This is a genomic window from Nostoc sp. (genome assembly GCF_036917195.1).
Classification (GTDB): Bacteria; Cyanobacteriota; Cyanobacteriia; order Cyanobacteriales; family Nostocaceae; genus Nostoc.
Genome location: NZ_JBALDG010000061.1, coordinates 23,673 through 43,183, shown reverse-complemented (window position 1 = coordinate 43,183; position 19,511 = coordinate 23,673). Strand labels below are relative to the sequence as shown.

Annotated in this window: 17 protein-coding genes; 10 read left to right on the top strand and 7 right to left on the bottom strand. The window is 41.7% G+C overall.

The features are described from left to right. Nucleotides 1–709: 709 nt before the first annotated feature. A complete protein-coding gene (locus tag V7K40_RS19510) occupies nucleotides 710–976 on the bottom strand; it encodes a hypothetical protein (protein ID WP_334962527.1) in 267 nt (88 codons plus the stop codon). Nucleotides 977–1,473: 497 nt separating this feature from the next. Between V7K40_RS19510 and V7K40_RS19505 the strand changes: the two genes are divergently transcribed. The 3 genes from V7K40_RS19505 to V7K40_RS19495 all read left to right on the top strand — a co-directional run bounded on the left by V7K40_RS19505 (nucleotide 1,474) and on the right by V7K40_RS19495 (nucleotide 4,426). Continuing rightward, the gene (locus V7K40_RS19505; protein WP_334962525.1) at nucleotides 1,474–2,172 is read left to right on the top strand and encodes a hypothetical protein; all 699 of its coding nucleotides are present in this window, start codon (nucleotides 1,474–1,476) and stop codon (nucleotides 2,170–2,172) included. Nucleotides 2,173–2,294: 122 nt separating this feature from the next. Then, nucleotides 2,295–2,444 carry a hypothetical protein gene (locus tag V7K40_RS19500; RefSeq protein WP_334962523.1) on the top strand — a complete coding sequence of 50 codons (150 nt, stop codon included), beginning with the start codon at nucleotides 2,295–2,297 and terminating at the stop codon, nucleotides 2,442–2,444. 143 nt (nucleotides 2,445–2,587) lie between these two features. Next, nucleotides 2,588–4,426 (top strand): penicillin-binding protein 2, encoded by a 1,839-nt coding sequence (locus tag V7K40_RS19495; RefSeq protein WP_334962520.1) that lies wholly within the window; start codon nucleotides 2,588–2,590, stop codon nucleotides 4,424–4,426. A 142-nt stretch (nucleotides 4,427–4,568) separates the two neighbouring features. Here V7K40_RS19495 and V7K40_RS19490 read toward each other — a convergent pair whose 3' ends face one another. After that, nucleotides 4,569–4,928 (bottom strand): hypothetical protein, encoded by a 360-nt coding sequence (locus tag V7K40_RS19490; protein WP_334962518.1) that lies wholly within the window; start codon nucleotides 4,926–4,928, stop codon nucleotides 4,569–4,571. 220 nt (nucleotides 4,929–5,148) lie between these two features. Here V7K40_RS19490 and V7K40_RS19485 point away from each other — a divergent pair, with 220 nt between their 5' ends. Continuing rightward, nucleotides 5,149–6,255, top strand: coding sequence for an iron-containing redox enzyme family protein (locus V7K40_RS19485; RefSeq protein WP_334962516.1), 1,107 nt, complete (start codon nucleotides 5,149–5,151; stop codon nucleotides 6,253–6,255). A gap of 221 nt (nucleotides 6,256–6,476) precedes the next feature. Beyond that, nucleotides 6,477–7,172, top strand: coding sequence for an SAM-dependent methyltransferase (locus V7K40_RS19480; RefSeq protein ID WP_334962514.1), 696 nt, complete (start codon nucleotides 6,477–6,479; stop codon nucleotides 7,170–7,172). Nucleotides 7,173–7,738: 566 nt separating this feature from the next. On the opposite strand, the gene V7K40_RS19475 is transcribed toward V7K40_RS19480, so the two are convergent. Both V7K40_RS19475 and V7K40_RS19470 read right to left on the bottom strand, forming a co-directional pair. Next, nucleotides 7,739–8,833 (bottom strand): DUF3466 family protein, encoded by a 1,095-nt coding sequence (locus V7K40_RS19475; RefSeq protein ID WP_334962512.1) that lies wholly within the window; start codon nucleotides 8,831–8,833, stop codon nucleotides 7,739–7,741. Nucleotides 8,834–8,910: 77 nt separating this feature from the next. After that, nucleotides 8,911–9,933 carry a glycerophosphodiester phosphodiesterase gene (locus V7K40_RS19470; protein WP_334962510.1) on the bottom strand — a complete coding sequence of 341 codons (1,023 nt, stop codon included), beginning with the start codon at nucleotides 9,931–9,933 and terminating at the stop codon, nucleotides 8,911–8,913. A gap of 59 nt (nucleotides 9,934–9,992) precedes the next feature. Here V7K40_RS19470 and V7K40_RS19465 point away from each other — a divergent pair, with 59 nt between their 5' ends. The 4 genes from V7K40_RS19465 to V7K40_RS19450 all read left to right on the top strand — a co-directional run bounded on the left by V7K40_RS19465 (nucleotide 9,993) and on the right by V7K40_RS19450 (nucleotide 15,337). Continuing rightward, complete coding sequence (locus tag V7K40_RS19465) at nucleotides 9,993–11,057, top strand: vWA domain-containing protein (RefSeq protein ID WP_334962508.1); 1,065 nt, start codon at nucleotides 9,993–9,995, stop codon at nucleotides 11,055–11,057. 86 nt (nucleotides 11,058–11,143) lie between these two features. Continuing rightward, on the top strand, nucleotides 11,144–13,180 hold the full coding sequence (gene ligA, locus V7K40_RS19460) for an NAD-dependent DNA ligase LigA (protein WP_334962506.1): 2,037 nt from the start codon (nucleotides 11,144–11,146) through the stop codon (nucleotides 13,178–13,180). A gap of 360 nt (nucleotides 13,181–13,540) precedes the next feature. Next, a complete protein-coding gene (locus tag V7K40_RS19455) occupies nucleotides 13,541–13,771 on the top strand; it encodes a DUF6737 family protein (protein WP_334825845.1) in 231 nt (76 codons plus the stop codon). Between the two features lie 444 nt (nucleotides 13,772–14,215). Continuing rightward, entirely contained in the window at nucleotides 14,216–15,337 is a 1,122-nt protein-coding gene (locus tag V7K40_RS19450; protein WP_334962504.1) for a sensor domain-containing diguanylate cyclase, read from the top strand. Between the two features lie 272 nt (nucleotides 15,338–15,609). On the opposite strand, the gene V7K40_RS19445 is transcribed toward V7K40_RS19450, so the two are convergent. Continuing rightward, nucleotides 15,610–16,200 (bottom strand): thioredoxin family protein, encoded by a 591-nt coding sequence (locus V7K40_RS19445; protein WP_334962502.1) that lies wholly within the window; start codon nucleotides 16,198–16,200, stop codon nucleotides 15,610–15,612. Nucleotides 16,201–16,331: 131 nt separating this feature from the next. Between V7K40_RS19445 and V7K40_RS19440 the strand changes: the two genes are divergently transcribed. Then, nucleotides 16,332–16,889 (top strand): hypothetical protein, encoded by a 558-nt coding sequence (locus V7K40_RS19440; RefSeq protein ID WP_334962500.1) that lies wholly within the window; start codon nucleotides 16,332–16,334, stop codon nucleotides 16,887–16,889. 153 nt (nucleotides 16,890–17,042) lie between these two features. Here the strand turns inward: V7K40_RS19440 and V7K40_RS19435 are convergent, their stop codons facing one another. Then, the gene (locus tag V7K40_RS19435; protein ID WP_334962498.1) at nucleotides 17,043–18,485 is read right to left on the bottom strand and encodes an NAD(P)/FAD-dependent oxidoreductase; all 1,443 of its coding nucleotides are present in this window, start codon (nucleotides 18,483–18,485) and stop codon (nucleotides 17,043–17,045) included. A 352-nt stretch (nucleotides 18,486–18,837) separates the two neighbouring features. Further along, on the bottom strand, nucleotides 18,838–19,443 hold the full coding sequence (locus tag V7K40_RS19430) for a VTT domain-containing protein (protein ID WP_273768959.1): 606 nt from the start codon (nucleotides 19,441–19,443) through the stop codon (nucleotides 18,838–18,840). Between the last annotated feature and the right edge of the window lie 68 nt (nucleotides 19,444–19,511).

The following is a 19,511-nucleotide window of genomic DNA, read 5'->3' as shown; positions in this document are numbered from 1 at the left end:
AATTTTAAAACTAGACATTAGAATTTTTCCAATAAAAATCTGGCAATATCAAGGGACATTACCAGGTTTCTCCTGATACGGAATAGACTACAGTGAACGCTCTTGAGCAATTGCCAGCGATCGCAATGAATTGTTTTGTCTTCTCAAAACTCAGGAGTCTAAGCTATTCCAAACACCAAATGAGGCAAGTACCTTGCCCACAAGCTCGCTTAGATTTACAGAACTCAACTCCTTTGGATTTGGAACAAGGTTTGGTCAGGTGAGAATTTCAGGCGGACACTTGGTTGAGGAGGTAACCCTGATCAACAGTATCCTTTACTGGCTGCCCTACTTATCTGATATTTGAGCAAACTCTAGGCTCTGATACACCAATAGAAAACATGCAGGTTTTTACGTGAACCTAATTAATTCAAGCTATGTGGTGATGAGCGTTATTACTAAACTGTTTTTGGCATGATTTAAACTAAACAGGACTTACGCAAAAATTGCTAAAAAGCTTAATTTATCGTAGACACGTAGTGGCTTGCCGCAGGCTACCGCCTTCTCTACCAGACGCTAAGGGAACGTGTAGCATCTCCAAAAGTTGACGCTAAGAGCGCCTTCTCTACGAGAGGCTTCGCCAACGCGGAGGGTCTCGTTGGCACAGCCTCTCGTAGAGAAGAGAAGAATTCGTTGAGTGTGCTTAAGTCGGACTAAATCTTAAGCTGCCTTATTTAGGACTAGCAGTGGGTTTAGCAGTGGAAGAAGCTCCGGGAGTAGCTCCGGAAGAAGCTCCGGGAGTAGCTCCGGAAGAAGCTCCGGGAGTAGCTCCGGGAGTAACGGTAGGGCTAGATCCAGTAGCAGGTGCGTCAGTTGGTTCACCTGTAGCAGCTGGAGTACTAGTAGTAGTACCAGCACCATTACCACCGCCTTCACAGGCTCCGAGAATTGTCGCCAGACTTAACATTACAGCCAAACCAAAGATTTTTGTTTTCATAACTCCTCTTTCACCAATTGTGGCTAGAACAATTTTTCACCTGTTGAATACGATACCGTATTTATTGCTTTTTTTTTAAATGCTGTGAGATTACATACTTAAAAAACAATCCTTTGGGGTATTTTTTTTCAGATTAGGTACCATACAGCCATCTGATTAGTTTCTTTTAACTCAGGAGCAAAACGGAAATTCCCAAATTTTCTAGTAAACCGAGCTACGATAGCAAAAAATTTTATTTTTTTTCAGAGAGTATTGCATTTTGCTGCCCCGCGTTGCCATACTTTAGGTGCGATATTTAAAGGGCAAGCTGTCCAGTTGCTAATCGCTGATTGCAAACATTGCAATATCTAGAGGATGCAAACATTGGTATAGCTACCTATCAGAACAGTTAAAAGGGTGTAGTGTGTTATGTGTGCTTGTTGCACAGAAGGCGATTTTAACCTCAGCAAAAACAGACAATCAATCTAAAGTACAATATTTTCCATCTAAAAAAATTTATGGTAGTTGCTCGTAAATCTGCTGTTTCTACAAGAGGTACTTGGTTCCGGCGAGATTCTATCCTTTCTTTAGGAAGGCGACGTTCTTTGCGTCTGGAGTCAGCAGCACGGAGCGCTTCTACACCCGCTGCTCAAGCTGCACCAGTATTTTCTCAAAGACAACAGCGTTCCTCGAAAAGTTTCGCGGTTTCTCCCACAAATGAGGCAGTTTTGCCCAAATCGGTGAAAGAGTTGGGTAAACAACAACTGCCAAATCTTAATCAGCAGTCGAGTGCGAACCAGAAGACTCCGAGGGTAGGTTTTCTCGGCCTTCCCATAATGCCTAATTCTGGAGCGGCACCGTTATGGTTGCTGCGCTTGTACACCTTTGATCGTTATTCGTCAGCTTTGGCGTTGTTGTTAGTAGCATCGACACTTGCTGTTTATGGCTGGACGGTATATTCTCAAGAGCTTTGGAGTCAGTCATATCGCAGACTGCAAAACCTCCAACGTCATGAGCGGCTGCTAACGACTACTAACGCGACGCTGACAAATAAAATGGCTGATGAAGCAGAACAACCAGCAGCAGGATTGGTATCGCCGACTCCTCAAGGGATGATTTTCTTGCCTCCAGCATCTCATAGTCCGAAGCCAGCATCGTCTAACACAACGCCAAATTCTGAAACACAACAGCAAACACTCTCGCCACTGGGGTATTAAAGTTAGGAGTCATTCAATTTTAAATTTTAGATTTTAGATTTTAAATTTTTCTTTCAATCCCTTCGGGCGACGCTCGTTCCGACGCTCGTTTTTCGCTAACGCTGCGCTAACAGCAGTCACTCATGGGGAGCCACTGCGGTGGACGGGTTCCCCGGCATAAAGCAAGTGGCGTGGAAACCCCCTACAGCCCCTCCCTAACGGGACGCCTTGCGGCGAACGGGCATCCTACGGCAGGCGCTAGTCTCTCCTCTTCTCCCAAAGGGAGAGGCTAATGCCAAGGGAGAAGACCGCGCTGCTTCACCAAAATTCAAAATCTAAAATTGCCACTGTTAGGAGTCAAAGCTCAAAGTTGAAAGTAACTAACTTTGACCCTTGACTCTTGATTCCGAAAAGCAATTTGCTAGAGAGTAGGGCAATGCAAAAATCACCAAGCAAAATAAAATTCAGAAAGTTTCGGAATCCAGCATTCACAAGGCGACAGAAGGGTTCTAAACGAGGGTTGTTGGGGACACTTGCCTCTAATATCCAAGACGAAACATCTAATACCAAGTCTCGACTGTTTATAGTCTGGGGCGCATTAATGGCAGCAGGGTTGGGGTTGGGTGTCAACTTGTATAACCTGCAAATTGTCCGAGGACCAAAGTTAACAGAACAGGCGCGAAACCAGCAAATGGTGAATTTGCGACCTTTTATGCCTCGTCGCCCGGTAGTCGATCGCAATAGTAATTTGTTGGCGATTGACCGTCCTGTATATACTTTATACGCTCATCCCAAGCTATTTGATAAGTCTAATGAAGAAATGGCAGAGCGACTTGCCCCAATATTGGCAAAGGATACTGCTGAATTAGTGAAAACTTTTCAAAGCAAAAGAAGCGGAATTATACTTGCCCCAGACTTACCGGAAGAAATGATTGATCGCGTCATCTCTTTGCGCTTAAATGGCTTGGAGTGGATTCAAAAATACTCCCGATATTACCCGCCAGATGATTTGGTTGCTGATGTAGTGGGCTATGTGAATCTTGACCGTCGTGGTCAAGCAGGTGTGGAATACTCTCAAGAGAAGTTGCTAGAACGTCCTGTGCAAACGGTGCGGCTCAGTCGGTCGGGTAATGGGGACTTGATGCCGGATCATGCGCCGGAAGGTTTTCTACATTTTGATGATTTGCAACTGCAACTCACCATCGATAGCCGTCTACAACGAATTGCTCGCGTTGCGCTCAAACAACAGATGGAGAAGTTTAACGCCAAACGGGGAGCGGTAATTGTGATGGATGCCTTGGATGGTTCCTTACTGGCCCTGGTTTCTCAGCCTAACTATAACCCTAATGAATACTCTAAAGCTAATATCTCGCTATTTAAAAACTGGACGGTGGCGGATCTTTATGAACCGGGATCGACTTTCAAGCCTTTGAATGTGGCGATCGCTCTGGAAAATGGCGTCATCAAACCAGATGATATGTTTAATGACTCCGGTTCTATTCGAGTCGCTAATTACACCATCAAAAACGCGATGAATAATGGTAATGGGCGAATCAGCATCGCTCAGATTTTGCAATATTCCAGCAACATTGGCATGGTGCAAATTATCCAACGCTTAAAGCCTTCAATCTACTATAACTGGCTAGAACGCTTGGGACTAGGACAAAAAGTTGATACAGATTTACCTTTTGAAGTTGGCGGTCGGCTCAAAAGTCAAGAAGAATTCATCGCTTCGCCAATTGAGGCAGCTACTACTTCCTTTGGACAAGGCTTTTCCATGACACCGTTACAGCTAGTGCAAATGCACGGTGCTTTAGCCAATGGCGGTAAATTGGTCACACCCCATGTAGTTCGGGGGCTGATTGATAGCAAAGGGCAGATGCATGATTCACCCCCTCGCACCATCCCACGCCAAATTTTCTCAGCTGCAACAACCCAGAAGGTTGTGCAAATGATGGAAACTGTTGTTACTGACGGCAGTGGGAAGGCGGCACAAATTCCGGGATATCGCATTGCTGGTAAAACGGGTACAGCCCAAAAAGCTAGTCCTAATGGCGGCTACATCAAGGGTGCTAGAATGACCAGCTTCGTGGCTATTTTACCAGTGGAATCTCCTCGCTATGTAGTGTTTGCAGTGGTGGATGAGCCAAAAGGAGAAAGTGCCTATGGTTCTACTGTCGCCGCCCCAATTGTGAAGTCGGTGATTGAAGCCCTGATTCCTCTTGAGGAGATTCCGCCAAGTAAGGAAATTGAGCAACAGACGAAAGCACCGTAAGCAGGGGGGCATACTTCGACACTTCGGTAACCTCAATGCATCGTTGCGCTGAGTAACCAGGGGGCATACTTCGACACTTCGTCAAGCTCAGTGCATCGCTGCGCTCAATAACTGATCGGCATATTTAGACACTTCCTCAAGCTCAGTGCATCATTGCGCTCAGTAACCAGGGGGGCAGAGGAGTGGAGTTCAAAGACTCATTAACGGAGTTCAAAGACTCGTCAGCGAGTATCAAAGACTGATTAACGGAGTTCAAAGACTCGTCAGCGAGTATCAAAGACTCATTAACGAGTATCAAAGACTCGTCGGCGAGTATTAAAGACTCATTAACGAGTATCAAAGACTCGTCGGCGAGTATTAAAGACTGATTAACGGAGTTCAAAGACTCGTCGGCGAGTATCAAAGACTGATTAACGAGTATCAAAGACTCGTCGGCGAGTATCAAAGACTCATTAACGGAGTTCAAAGACTCGTCGGCGAGTATTAAAGACTCATTTCCCATGCCCAATACAACTCTTGGAGAGCCTGCGCCCTAAGCGTAGCTATGCCGCAGGCTTTACGACTTCGCTCAGTACAAGTGCCCAATGCCCAATGCCCTGTGTTCTTCTAAACTTAATCTTTCTTTATAACCAGGGAAAGAGGTACAGAAAGCTAGTTATGTGAAAACCTAAGTGTTAGAGGTGAAATTAATTTCTCACTTTTGCAAAGCTACCGAAGATTTCATGCAAAGCAATTTAGTTATATTTCCTAACGCTGGGGCTGCGAAAAAGAGCACGCAAACAGAAGAAAGAACAATTACCAAGTACGACCGTGCTGAGGAACAATTTATAGAACTGCTAGCAATGGAGGATTTGGACAATCAACTGGATCTAAAACCTGCAAGAGCCAGTGAGTTTGAACAGACGCTCTCTATAGCAATTCACGCCGCCTATCAAAACGATCGCTCTGATGAACAGGCTCACCGTTTTGTTCAGCGGATACTTTATCGAATTAATCGGCTAAAGCTGTTTTGGTACGACGATTTGCGGCACTATAGCAATGAGCGATCGCCTTACTTGTACTCATGTCGTGACCAAATTGAAGCTGCTTGGCAAAAGTGGGAACTGGCACAAATCGATGTGCCTGCACTGCAAAAATTAGATGTAAAACAAGCTTTGATTGAGCGTGCATCTGCCGATTTAAATCCACCTTTATCAGAGAGTAGTCGCTACATTCGTGAAGAAATGACTGAAGTTGGCTATCGTCACTTATTAGCGATCGGCTCCTTTGATGGTTTGGTAGAAGGTAGTCGTCTTTGCTACGTATTAGGTGGTGCTGCAAATGAAGTGCAGTGTACGCTGGTGCGAGTATTACTAGAAGAATACGGCAATGGTCGTTTATCCCGCAAGCATTCGACATTTTTTGCTCAAATGCTGGCTGAGTTTGGGATGAACACTCAACCAGAAGGATATTTCGATTTAGTACCTTGGGAAGTTCTAGCTTGCGCTAATCATAGCTTTCTGACTACTGATCGCAAACGCTATTTCCTCCGTTATAGTGGCGGATTGACTTATTTTGAGGTGGCTGGGCCTGCGGCTTATAGAAACTATCTGGCGGCGGCGCAACGACTGGGACTCTCAGAGGCGGCAATGGGTTATTGGGAACTGCACATCAAAGAAGATGAACGCCACGGTCGTTGGATGTTGGATGATGTGGCTTTGCCTTTGGCAGAACGATATTCCAATGATGCATGGGAACTGGTGCTTGGGTATGACCAGGAGAAACTAATGGGCGATCGCGCCGCTGCTGCTGTTGTGCGATCAATCCGCGAAGCAGAACAAGCCGCCTGACTCATGTGAGTAATCTAAAAAATTAGGAATTTAAAATGGCAGATTCTTTCTGGCATTTCTAATTTCACATTTATAAATTATTCTATTGCAAATCCACCTACAACCCAATTTCTTTAGTGAGAATTCTTTACTAAAGGAACGGTTATTTATTGCCTTCAAATTAAGGTATTAAATAACCTTCTATCACATTGATTATACCTTACACATTGAATTGTAGTCAAATGAAAGATATCTTTTTTTGTCCTGAAGAATCTAATTTCTACTCCAACTGCTTAGAAAGCTTTGTGATCAGAAATTGTAAAAATTCCGAATCTATTGTGGAGTTTGGCTCAGGAGATGGTAGTCCTGTAATTAATTCTTTATTAAGAAACAAGTTTAATGGTGTAATTCAGGGATTTGAATTAAATACTTCTGCATGGAAAGTCGCCAATTCAACCATCGATGAATATAATCTCACTAATAAATACATAATCCATAATTCATCTTTGTTTAATTCTTCTCAACCCGATGCAGAATATCTTGTAGCGAATCCACCATATCTCCCTGCACCAGATAATGATATTTATATGCCACTCTTATTTGGGGGCGTAGATGGAGCCACAGTTACCAATGAGCTTTTGTCGTTAGGTTATGAAAATGTGTTGGTTTTAATATCTAGCTTTTCTAATCCCATAAGTACGCTGAACCTAGCAAAAGAAAATGGATATTGTGTTCAAAAGTTCATGGTGTTACCTTTGGAGTTTGGCTACTATAGCTCTGATCCTAAGGTAAAGAACCACATAGAAGAACTCCGAAAAAATAAAATGGCCTTTTATTCTGGCGATTATTACTTTTTAGCTGGCGTTTTATTTAAAAAATGCCAAGATTCTGTAGTTGATTTATCTAATCAATTAGCTCAGGTAATAACTAGTTTGTGAAAATTGAGAACAACTTCCCAGTCTTGTCTCTAGGAAATAGTGAATTTTTTTAAATGTCAACCGCCTATGTATATATTTAGCAATATCTTTCAAACATGATTCAGTCACTAAATTTGCATAGGTGCGACGCCAAATAGCCCGTCGTAGACATCACTTTTCACTTTTGGTTTTAGAGCCAGTGCGTAAACATATTTTGCAGCAAGGATCACGTAGTTCTCCTTAGAGGATGTTTGAAAAGTTTTCTTCTCGGTAACAAAACGTTCTAGCTCCCCCTAAATCCCCCTTACAAAGGGGGACTTTGATTCCGGTTCCCCCTTTTTAAGGGGAGCCAGCGCGGTCTTCTCCCATTCGTGAGAGGCTAGCGCCTGCCGTAGGATGCCCGTAGGGCTGTAGGGGTCTCCCCAAATGGAGCGACTGGCGTAGGCTAAGGGGGATCAGTTAGTGCCTAAAATCACAGCCAACCACTTTTCAAACAACCTCTTAGCGTTTTGCAGGAAGGGGAATTAGGCGATATTAAATAAATCTATATTCTCAAATAATCACTTTGTTTACCTAAATTTATTGCATTAACTTGTTTGTTGTATGGCTGCACTGCTAGAGTGACGTTTGTGCTTGAGTACTGCAAATAAAGTTACAATAGCACCGAACGACAAAATAGGAACGCTTGAAGTTGGTTCAGCTACAGAGACAGATGAGGTTGGTGTCAAGAGGAATGCGTGTAATTCACCATTAACTGCACCACGACCAACAATTTGTCCATTATTATTAATGGCAGATGCTGCTGTCAAAGTAAAGCCAGGGTCTGAATCAGGAGCAATCAGGTCATTCAGGTCGTACAGAGTGTTATCACTATAAAGAAAAGCCCGCAAACTATTGCCATCTGTTGTATAAAAGTCATTGTTAGTGCCAGAAAACCCGACTACTTGACCTAAATTATTGATCCCTATAGCAGCACTGAACAAATCTGTAGGACGTAACCTACCGAGGTCTTGGAGTCCCGTGCTAGAACTGTACAGAAAAGCACGACCATCATCTATTCCACTAAGTCCAGAACTACCTACCACTTGTCCTGAGTCATTAATATCATTTGCTACGCTGTACGCGTCACCTGGCAAAGTCCCCAAATTAGTAGTTTGGCCGTTTTCGTACAGAAAACCTGTGTTTGAACTGAGAATACCTACTACTTGTCCCAAGTTATTTAAACTGTAGGCAACATTACCAGGAGTTCCGATGCTGGTTGCTATCCCATTACTGTATAAAAAAGATCCGAGTCCGCTTGCTCCCCCTACTATTTGGGTGCGATCATTAATCGCATAAGGAATAGCGTTTTGGATAGAGAGGGGTTGGGTGATGCCATTGCTGTATAGGAAAGGGTTATTTCGAGTAAAGTTATTGCTACCAACGGAATTACCAACTACTTGCCCCAAGTTATTGATACCAGTTACTCCAAGTTGATTATCGCCAGGCAGGGGACTAATTTTTTTAAGTAAACCATTGCTGTAAAAAAAAGAACTCGTCAAAGAATTAATGGCTACCTCACCTGAGTCATTGATGCCTGTAGCATAACTGAAGGCTTGTCCCGTAAGAGCGCCCAAGTCAGTAACTGAGTATAGAGATGCCGCCAATACCGACTTGGATGCAGTAAGACTGATTGCGGTCAAGGTTATTGCAGTTATACAGGATTTCCACTTAAGTAAAAGCATGTGACTTTTCCATGATTTTTTATTACTCTACTAAATTACCACTGGACAGTAGAGTAAAAACCTGCCGTATCTGGGTAGTCGCTAAATACGCCATCAACACCTAAGCTGAAAAATAGTTCATATTCCCCTTGGGGATTTCCTTGAAAGTCCAACGGTAAAAAGCAGTCTTCATTGCGGAAAGTCCAGACATGAACCAGCAAACCAGCTGCATGAGCATCTGTGACTAAAGATGTAGGCGATATCTGGCGACAAGCCGCTCCGCGTCTACGCAATTTACCACTACTATCTCTAGGAACCAGCAAATTTTTATGAATACCAACCGCCTGTGCATATTTAGCAATCTCCCTTAAACCTGATGCAGTTGCTAAATCTGCATAAGTGCTATCATTGCCACTAACAACAAAATCATTAGGTTTACCACTGTTATTCAGCAATTGCACCAGAGGTAAATCAGTCTTTGTGGATAAATCTTGTAAATTACTCACTTCAAAAGACTGAATAAAAACAGGTGCATTGGCTCCTTGATAACCGTTGGCTGTCAAAGTTGCAAGTAGGGGTGTTTCTAAGGCTAACCCAATAGATTTAAAGTAAGTTGGGTGTTTAGTTTCTGGGTAAATGCCGATCGCCCGATTAATTTCGGCACTTTTACTTTTAGCTAAATCAATGATTTCTTGCAGCGTAGGAATTTCTAAGAGTCCATCATAGGCGGTATTTTGCGATCGCAGTTGAGGAATTCGCTCTTTGGCTCGTAGTGTTTTCAATTCTGCCAGGGTAAAATCTTCAGTAAACCAACCTGTTTTTGATTCGCCATCAATTATTTTAGTGGTTTGACGGTGAGCAAATTCTGCATGGCTGGCAACGTCGGTGGTTTCGGAAATCTCATTTTCGTGACGAGCAATTAAAACACCGTCTTTAGTGGAAACTAAATCAGGTTCAATATAGTCAGCCCCAAGTGCGATCGCTAATTCATAAGCAGCCAAAGTATGTTCTGGACGATAGCCGCTAGCACCTCGGTGAGCAATGATAATTGAAGGTTTACCTGTAAAATTTTTAACCATGATTGCGTGCCATTTGAAATTTTGTAAGTTAAAAAATAAATATTAATTTAGGTGAGCAGATGACTAGTAATAATATTGAGATTGTTTTCAGTTTTGATACAACTGGGAGTATGTATCCTTGTCTTACCCAGGTACGGCGAAAAATCAAAAATACCGTTACCAGGCTGATAGACGAAATTCCCTTAATTCGGATTGGAATTATTGCTCATGGTGACTACTGTGATGAAGGCTCAACTTATGTCACCAAAACATTTAATATATCCGGTGATGTTGATGCTATCTGTGATTTTGTGCAAAATGTCGCACCTACTGGTGGTGGAGATGCACCAGAATGTTACGAGTTGGTATTACACGAATCCCAATCTTTATCTTGGTCAAAATCAGCAACAAAATCATTGGTTTTGATTGGCGATGATATTCCCCATCCTCCAGCACACAATCCGAAAAAACTAAATTGGCGCAAAGAGTTAGATAAATTAGCTGAGGCAGAAATTACAGTTTACGGAGTTCAAGCACTCAATCGCTCTCATGCCACTCCTTTTTATCAAGAACTTGCAGAAAAGTCTGGCGGTTTTCATATCAACTTAGATCAGTTTTCCTATATTAGTGACTTGTTTTTAGCAGTTTGCTACCAACAATCTTCTAATGAACAGCTACAAGCTTATGAACAAGAAGTAATTGACCAAGGACGCATGAGCCGGGGGTTAAATAAAATATTTAACACCATGATGAACCGGGAAGCAACATCCTATTACGAATCGGCTGATTTACGGGCAGTTACTCCAGGGCGTTTCCAGATTTTAGAGATTGAACAAGATATTTCAATTAAAGCCTTTGTATTGGAAAATGGTTTGAGTTTTAAAATAGGGCGGGGTTTCTACGAATTCACAAAAACAGAAACTATCCAGGCTCAAAAAGAAATTATCTTAATGGATCGGGGAACGGGTGATTTATTTGAAGGAGGTGCGGCACGAGAAATGTTAGGTCTACCGATGGATGCAACGATTAGGATTAAACCGAGTAACCTAGAAAAGTATGTTGTATTTGTCCAAAGTACCTCTGCTAATCGTAAACTGATTGGCAAAACTCGATTTTTATATGAAGTCGAAGACTGGGATCGCTAAGTCCCAACGACTACAAGTCGTGGCTACCCAAACAAAGCCTGCTTATGCAGGCTATTCTATTCGCTAGGTATTTTGTAATAAGTCTAATGACCCAGATTAAGCCGGAAGTAAAACGTACAGAAGAACTGCGCCAGTTATTGCAACAAGCAAGCTTAGCTTATTACGTTTTAGATGCTCCAATCATGGAGGATGCAGTCTATGACCAGCTATATCGAGAATTGCAACAACTGGAAATTCAGTATCCAGAATTGGCGACTCCCGATAGTCCGACTCAGCGCGTAGGTGAGCTTAGGCATACGCAGTTTACCTCGGTGCGGCATAATATCCCCTTGTACAGTTTGGAGAATGCATTCAATATTGATGAGTTGCAAGGCTGGGATCAGCGTTGGCGGCGACAAGTATCTAAAATAGACTTAGTGGAATATGTCACTGAACTCAAAATTGATGGTTCTGCTTTGGCTCTTACCTACCAGAATGGCATTCTAGTTAGGGGTGCAACTAGAGGTGATGGGGTGATAGGTGAAGATATCACCCAAAATGTGCGGACAATTCGCTCAATTCCCTTGCGTTTGAATTTTGAAGGGTTAGAAATTCTGGAAAAGGTGGAAGTGCGAGGCGAGGCATTTTTGCCGTTGGAAGTATTTAAACAAATTAACTCGCAAAGGCAAAAAGCAGGTGAGCAATTATTTGCCAATCCCCGTAATGCCGCAGCTGGTACACTCAGGCAATTAGACTCCCGCATTGTCGCCAAACGGCGGTTAGATTTCTTTGGCTACACCTTGCACATTCCTGGTAGAGATGACACCAGTATTGCCAATACCCAATGGGAAGCCTTGGAGTTGTTGAAAAAGATGGGTTTTCGAGTCAACCCCAACCACAAACTGTGTGCCTCGATCGCAGAAGTGGCAAAATATTATGAATACTGGGATACAGAACGGCTGAATTTACCTTACATGACTGATGGGGTAGTAGTGAAGCTGAATTCTTTTAAACTTCAAGAACAGCTAGGGTTTACGCAGAAATTCCCTCGCTGGGCGATCGCTTTGAAGTACCCAGCCGAAGAAGCACCCACCCGTGTGGAAAATATTGCTGTGAATGTGGGACGAACGGGGGCGTTAACCCCGTTAGCCGAGATGCGCCCTGTGCAACTGGCGGGAACAACAGTTTCCCGCGCGACTTTACATAATAGCGATCGCATTGCTCAATTAGATATCCGCATTGGCGATACTGTCATTGTCCGCAAAGCTGGGGAAATCATTCCAGAAGTGGTGAGGGTAATCAAAGAACTCCGCCCTGCTGACACTGAACCCTTCGTTATGCCCACTGATTGCCCAGTTTGTGGTCAACCAGTGGTGCGAGAATCAGGTGAAGCAGTAACTCGGTGCGTCAATGCTTCCTGTGCAGCGATTCTCAAAGGTTCCATTGAACATTGGGTAAGTCGTGATGCCTTGGATATTAAAGGTTTAGGCGAAAAGTTGGTATATCAACTCGTTGATAAAGTTTTCGTGCATTCCGTCGCTGATTTATATGAGTTGACAGCAGAGAAATTATCTGCATTAGAAAGAATGGGGCAAAAGTCAGCAGAAAAGTTGGTAGATGCGATCGCTCAATCGAAAAACCAACCTTGGTCAAGGGTATTGTATGGTTTAGGCATCCGTCACGTTGGCAGTGTAAATGCCCAATTGTTGAGTCAGAAATATTTCACTGTAGACCAGTTAGCGACAGCAAAGCAATCAGATATTGAAGGAATTTACGGTATCGGTGCTGAAATTGCCCAATCTGTATACCAGTGGTTTCGGATTGACGCCAACCAAAGGTTGATAGAACGTTTGCAAGCAGAAGGATTGCAATTAACTGCCACAGAGTCAACAAAAACAGTTGGTGATGGTAATCAAAAGTTTGCAGGTAAAACTTTTGTAATTACGGGTACATTGCCAAATTTAAAGCGAGATGATGCAAAGGCTTTGATTCAAAAAGCTGGTGGAAAAGTGACTGATTCAGTAAGTAAAAAAACAGATTATTTGGTGGTAGGAGAAGATGCAGGTTCTAAATTAGAAAAAGCGCTATCTTTGGGAATTACGCAGTTAAGTGAGGTGCAGTTGTTGGAGATACTTGAGGATTGATGTATATCTGGCAAACCCGTCACGCTCAGATCACAATACGCTTGGGTTAAGGACAGGACTTACACTTTTCCCCCAACCCTTGTAGCGTTAGGGGGTAAGATTCAAAGCCTCTCTCCTAAAAGGAGTGAGGTCAGCCCCTTGCTTACGGGACGCTACGCGAACGGGGAAGTCAAAAGTCAAAAGTCAAAAGTCAAACATTTTTAATCCCCATAAATAAATTTAGGGGCTTGTATCATGAGTCTTTTTCGGTCAAAGTGTATTGAATACAAACGAGAAGCGCTATAGTAATACCATTGAATTTATCTGCATTTATCCTAAAAATTGTTAAAGGAAAATTTGGAGTTTTATTAAGTAAAACCAATGTCTGAACAAAAGCCCGTAAGTCCTTGGAATTACAAACCTTGGTGGTGTCAACCCTGGTCTATAGTTCTCACAGGTGTAACACTGATTGGTGGTAGCTGGTTACTATTTAAAACTATCTGGTTAACAGTTCTCGTCTCTATTCCTGTAGTAACGTGGATGGGATTTTTCGTATTGTTTTGGCCACAACTAATGATTCGCAGTGGTATTTTGGAGTCGTATAAAGACTAATTTGAGCTTGATGTGTTATTGGAAATTGCTCTAGGAAGAGAAAATTATTTCACCGTTCTGGTTGGTTGTCTATTTATTGATGTTTATTGACTTCCGGCTTCCGTACTACTACGGAGAAGCAAGCTCGGCGTAGCCTCTGGTAGAGAACAGCTCATAAGGAGAAGTAGCGAGGGTTGGAAGCCGTCCCTCGATACTTCCATGCATATTATAAAAATTGGTAGTATCAAAAATATTAAGTATTGACGAAGAACTCTCACACCTTAATAAGTTTTGATAATTTTTAACCTAGCTTTGGGTAGAAGACCTTGTAAAGCATCTACATACTCAGGGAATTTGCACAGTTAAAGTTAGGTGAAATGAACAACAGAGCAAACTAAAGGTATGAAGATGATCGTGTAATAATATTTCTGTATATTCAACCGAATATTGATTTTTGTTACAAAAATGTTTAGACTAAACAGCCTTGATACTGGAGAAGTAGCCCTGCGGTTATTGCAAAATTTCCACCGTACCAGACTTTTCTACTTAAGGCTTAGACATTCATCTGTAAAAACACAAGCTGTTCCTTTGACTGAAAATGAAGCAGAAAGGCTCAAAGCATTGACGGACTACAATATTCTCGATACCCCACCTGAACAAGCATTTGATGACCTAACTGCTCTTGCTGCCTACGTTTGTAAGACTCCAATTGCTTTAATTAGCTTAGTTGATGCCGATCGCCAATGGTTTAAATCTAATTTTGGACTAAAAGCTACAGAAACACCCAGAGAGTGGGGTTTTTGCTCCCATGCCATTCTTCAACCAAAGGATATATTAGTGGTTCCCAACGCCATCAAAGATGATCGCTTTGCTAATAATCCCTTAGTCAAAAATAATCCCAAAATTCGTTTTTATGCTGGCGCTCCACTAGTTACGCCCAATGGTTTTCCTGTCGGAACGTTGTGTGTGATCGATACCGTTCCTCGTGTACTAAGTTTCCAGCAGTTGGATGCACTGCGCCGCCTAACTCGGCAGGTCATCGCTCAGATGGAACTCATTCAGGAAGTTCACAACCGCAAACAAGCAGAGTGCAAAGAAGGCAAGTTATCGCTGACCGATGAACTAACAGGTTTGTATAACCGACGTGGCTTCTTCGTGATGGCTGAACAACGGTTAAAAATTGCTCACCGCATGAAAGTTTTGTGCTGGGTTATTTTCATTGATTTAGATGGGCTAAAACAGATTAACGACACCCTTGGTCACGACATGGGAGATGCCTTGATTGTTGATGCTGCTGAATTACTCAAGCAAAGTTTTCGGAGCTCGGATATTGTTGCTCGCTTGGGTGGAGATGAGTTCATTATTTTCATCTCCAGCTACTTTAAGGACGCTGATAGCATCCAAGCACGTCTGCAAGCAAATATCGCCAACTTTAATCAAGAGCAAAACCGTAGCTATGAACTTTCGATGAGTATCGGCATAGAGCGTTACTCACCAGAAAGCAATATGTCACTAGAAGAACTAATCGCCAAGTCTGACGAATTAATGTACGCTCATAAGCGTCTCAAGCGGGAGTCTATTCTGTAGAAGGTAAATCAATTTTGTATTTTGGATAATAGAATAAGGTTTACCTACCCCAGCATGGACTGCGATCGCTTCCATACTGATGCATTCCCAACTTTCGCTCACAAATCCCAAGTCGCTTTCAAGATGGCTTGATGCGATCGCATACTTGGTGGCCGGACAAGCGAGCTTTTGACAGACATTAAAAGTGAAGTTTTAGGGCGATCGCATTAAGCAAGTCTGCCTGCTTTGGATTTCCTTTTTATCGCCCAAACTTCGAGATCCTGTTGTTTTTGCTAATTTACCACCTGGCTGCCATGACTGCGGGGATCATCTTGACTAGCTGTTGGTGCTACTGGGGCTGAAAATTTGGAAACTTTCCCGCTAGCTTCAGCATAGGGGAGAGACGAACCAGTAACCAAAGCTTCTAAGTTGCTAGCCATAATCGTCCGGGGTTGATCACCAATCGCTTGGGCTATGGTTTCCCCTTGCTGACTCAAAAATACAAAATGGGGAATCCCATCCACCCGATATTTCAACATCTCTGGTAGCCACTTCGTATTATCCACATTCAGCATGACAAAATTCATTTTGTCAGCATACTCTGTTTCTAGTTGAGCGATATCTGGTGCCATTTTTTGACAGACAGTACACCAATCTGCATAAAACTCTACTAAAGATGGTTTGCCGTTGCTGATTGCTACTTCTAGCGGTATGGACGAATCGCTTAACTTGGTAAGGGAAACCGAGGTTGTTTCAGTTCGCAATCCTAAGATCAGGGCAACGCCTAGAGCGATCGCTACCATTACAATCAAGAAGTTTCTCAAACGCTTCCCGAATGGGGATTCAGATTTATCGGGGGAATTAACAGATGAATCAGTACTCATAACAGAATTATAAAAACTTATTAAGCAATTTCTTCTTCAGTTTAGCTGACTCCAAGCGCTCTTTAATACGTAATTTGATCCTCAAAATGGGTATTACAAATAAGTACTTTAGATGATATAGGTTTTAAAAGATGATTTTAAGCTTCAGAAATACTAGTGCTGTGTGTGCCGTATTTTTATTAGTCAGCGTTAACAGCTTTCACAAATCAGCGATCGCCACTATAAACAACCAGTCCCAACTGATAGCACAGCAGAGTAAAACCCAGCCACACCCAGTTTTTAAATCTATTCTGCCCAAATTAAAGCAAAAGACTCAAATTAAGATTTTATTGCCGAAGTTTATTCCTGAGTCAGATGGGGAAAATCCAATTTATGCGATTATAGAAGCTGCTACGCAAAAAAACTACGAGATTTTACTGGCTTTCAGTCCCGATTGTAATGGTGCCTCTGCCTGTCGTTTGGGCGTTATTTCTGCTGAAGCTGTAACCCATAAAACACCTAGCCTGACTGGGAAACGTGTATCCTTAGCTAAGGGCATCACTGGCTATTTTGTAGATTTTACTTGTGGTGCTGGTTGCTCAGATGCTACCTTGACTTGGAGACAACAAGGTGGGCAATATATTGTTGGGCTAAAAGCAGGCGATCGCACTTCTTTGGTAAAAATGGCTAATTCGGCGATTAATCCCTAGTTAACCTCAGAGTTTGATTTTACTTAAGAGTGAAATAGGCATGGTGATTGAGACAGATTTATAGCGTAGCTAACGATCCACAGCACCAATTCTAAAACCAATAAATATCGTACCCACTGCAACTCGCTTTTAGAACTCAAAAAGTTTTTATTTCTAAGTCATCAAACTCACGATTAAAGTCAATATTGCCAATCCTCCTAAAATAGCTAAAACTTGAGTAGTTCTATTACTTTTAGCGAGAATTTCTGAGTAAGATAGTTCATGATTTTGAATTAGTAAAAAGGAATGAGGACTAAAGAAAAAAGGTAATAAACGATTCAAAAGTAAGCGCCCAAAGAAGTTAATACTCCATAATCGCTTCTGTAGAAGGTCTTGATTATATTGCCAAGGATAACTAATTTGTGCTAAACGGATTAAGGCTTTAATATCTGGTTTACGTAAGCTTTCATAGCGGGGAAGTGCTTGAGAGAGATTATCTTGAGTTGCTGCCAAAATTTCATGAATTTGATAGACATCTTCTAAAGCTGAATTAACGCCTTGTCCAATATCGGGAGGAAAACAATGAGTTGCATCTCCCAATAAAATTACGGCTGTTCCTTGGTTATCTTCAGGTTTTCCCCAAATTTTATACAACCCTGAACAATATTGAGGAATAGGAAATTTCCCCCCTTCACTAGATGTAAATCTAGCTATTTCTTCAGGAAAAATAATCTTTTCTAGGGGAAGCTGAGGAAATGCTTGTTTCAGGAATTGTTTAACTTCTTCTTTAGTTTCTAATTGCCAGATTTGATGATCTGGGTAGGTAATAATATTTGCAGTTCTTGGTTGATGAGGATTTTTAAAGGGTAATAAACCCAGAGAAATTGCTTTTTTACGCCCTTTAAAAGTAGACCTAATGGCATAAGCCATTGTAGTTTGTGCTAAATCTCCTTCTGATTCTGATAAGGGAAATTGAGGGGGTAAAGTGAGAATTTTGTATTTTAAACCGGAACTAGGAGAAGGAAATCTTTGCATTTCAAAGGAATGTGATTGACCTTCCATTTGATGAAGAGTTTCACGTACAATAGAGTTTAAACCATCACAACCCACTATCAGATTAGGAATAAAGCTCAATTTTTCCTGAGATTGAGATTGGGTGATAATTTCTAAATGTTCTACATGTTGTTTAATTTCTACAGCTTCAGTATTAAATAAGACCTGAATCGAATCTTGCCAATGTTGATGAATTTCTTGGTAAAGTAACTCCACAAAAGATGCTCTTGGCAGCCAATAAGCAGTTTTGCGTTTAGAATCAGTAATGGGCAGTTTCGTTGTTTTGCGTGTGCCGTCTTTTTGAATGAGAGTCAAATAAAATTCAGTATTAGCGACACTTAAATCAGCTAGTTTGGCAGTTAGTTCTAACAAATCAGTTAATTTTTGCCCTCGACCATCAATTTGATAACTAAAGGATTTATCTGGTTCGTAATAATCTGCTGATGGTCTTTTTTCAATAACTGTAATATCTTTCCAACCTCTTTTTGCTAACATTAAAGCTGTGCTTAATCCTGCCGGGCCTCCTCCCATAATGACAACATTTTTCTTGTAAGAATGATTCATTAGACCTCTTGCGAAAAAGTTTTGTGGTATATTACTAGGCTAAACAATTTTCTAAAATTTAACTAGCCTTTCAACGGATCGCGGGAGTACCCAGCCTCAACGTCAAAGTAGGCTGGGGAGGATGCTTTGGGTGATCAGGAGCATCACCTACGACCAATCTTGAACGCAGTGAAAACTTCTTAGTGGGTGAGAATTCAAAATTCAAAATCCCCATAAATAAATTTAGTTGCTCTGTATTTTTTCTTTATCGGTCATGAGGGTATTTTATCAAGCTCTGATGTTTGTGGCTTGAGTAAATAAATATACTTAGTCTCTACAAGAAAACATTTACTAAGGAGCTACAAAAAATATTTCAACTTTTGTTTGCTCTATTTTCTTGTATTACATGAATAATCGATGGCACTAAAGAAATAACTATAATTAATCCAATAATTGGTAACAAATACTTATCTACCTGTTCCGGTGGCAGAGATTTCCCTAAGAAAAACCCTAAGATGGTGATGCCGAATGTCCAAAGAAAGCCACCGACTAAGTTGTAAGACATAAATGTGCGATAATGCATTGCACCAATCCCAGCCACAATCGGCGCGAAAGTCCGTACAATGGGTAAAAAACGTGCTAAAACAATCGTTTTTTTACCGTGCTGTTCATAAAAGTTTTGGGTTTTAACAAGATGTTTTTTATGAAACAACCATGAATCTTCCTTTGAAAATAGTCTTCTGCCAAATTTATGCCCAGTAAAATAGCCAACATTGTCACCTAAGACTGCACAAATAAAAGCACCAAAAATCAGAACCCAAATATTCAGTAAATTCTGAGATGCGACAAATCCAGCAGTGAACAATAAACTATCTCCAGGCAGAAAAAAACCAATTAACAAGCCAGATTCAGCAAAGACAATCGCCCATACCCCAAGATAGCCAATTGATTTAACCAGTTGTGGTAAATCCAAATGCATAGAATTTCTTACCTTTCAACAATAGATCCACCACATCTTAACGTTTAGCAATTTTCCCGAATAAAAAG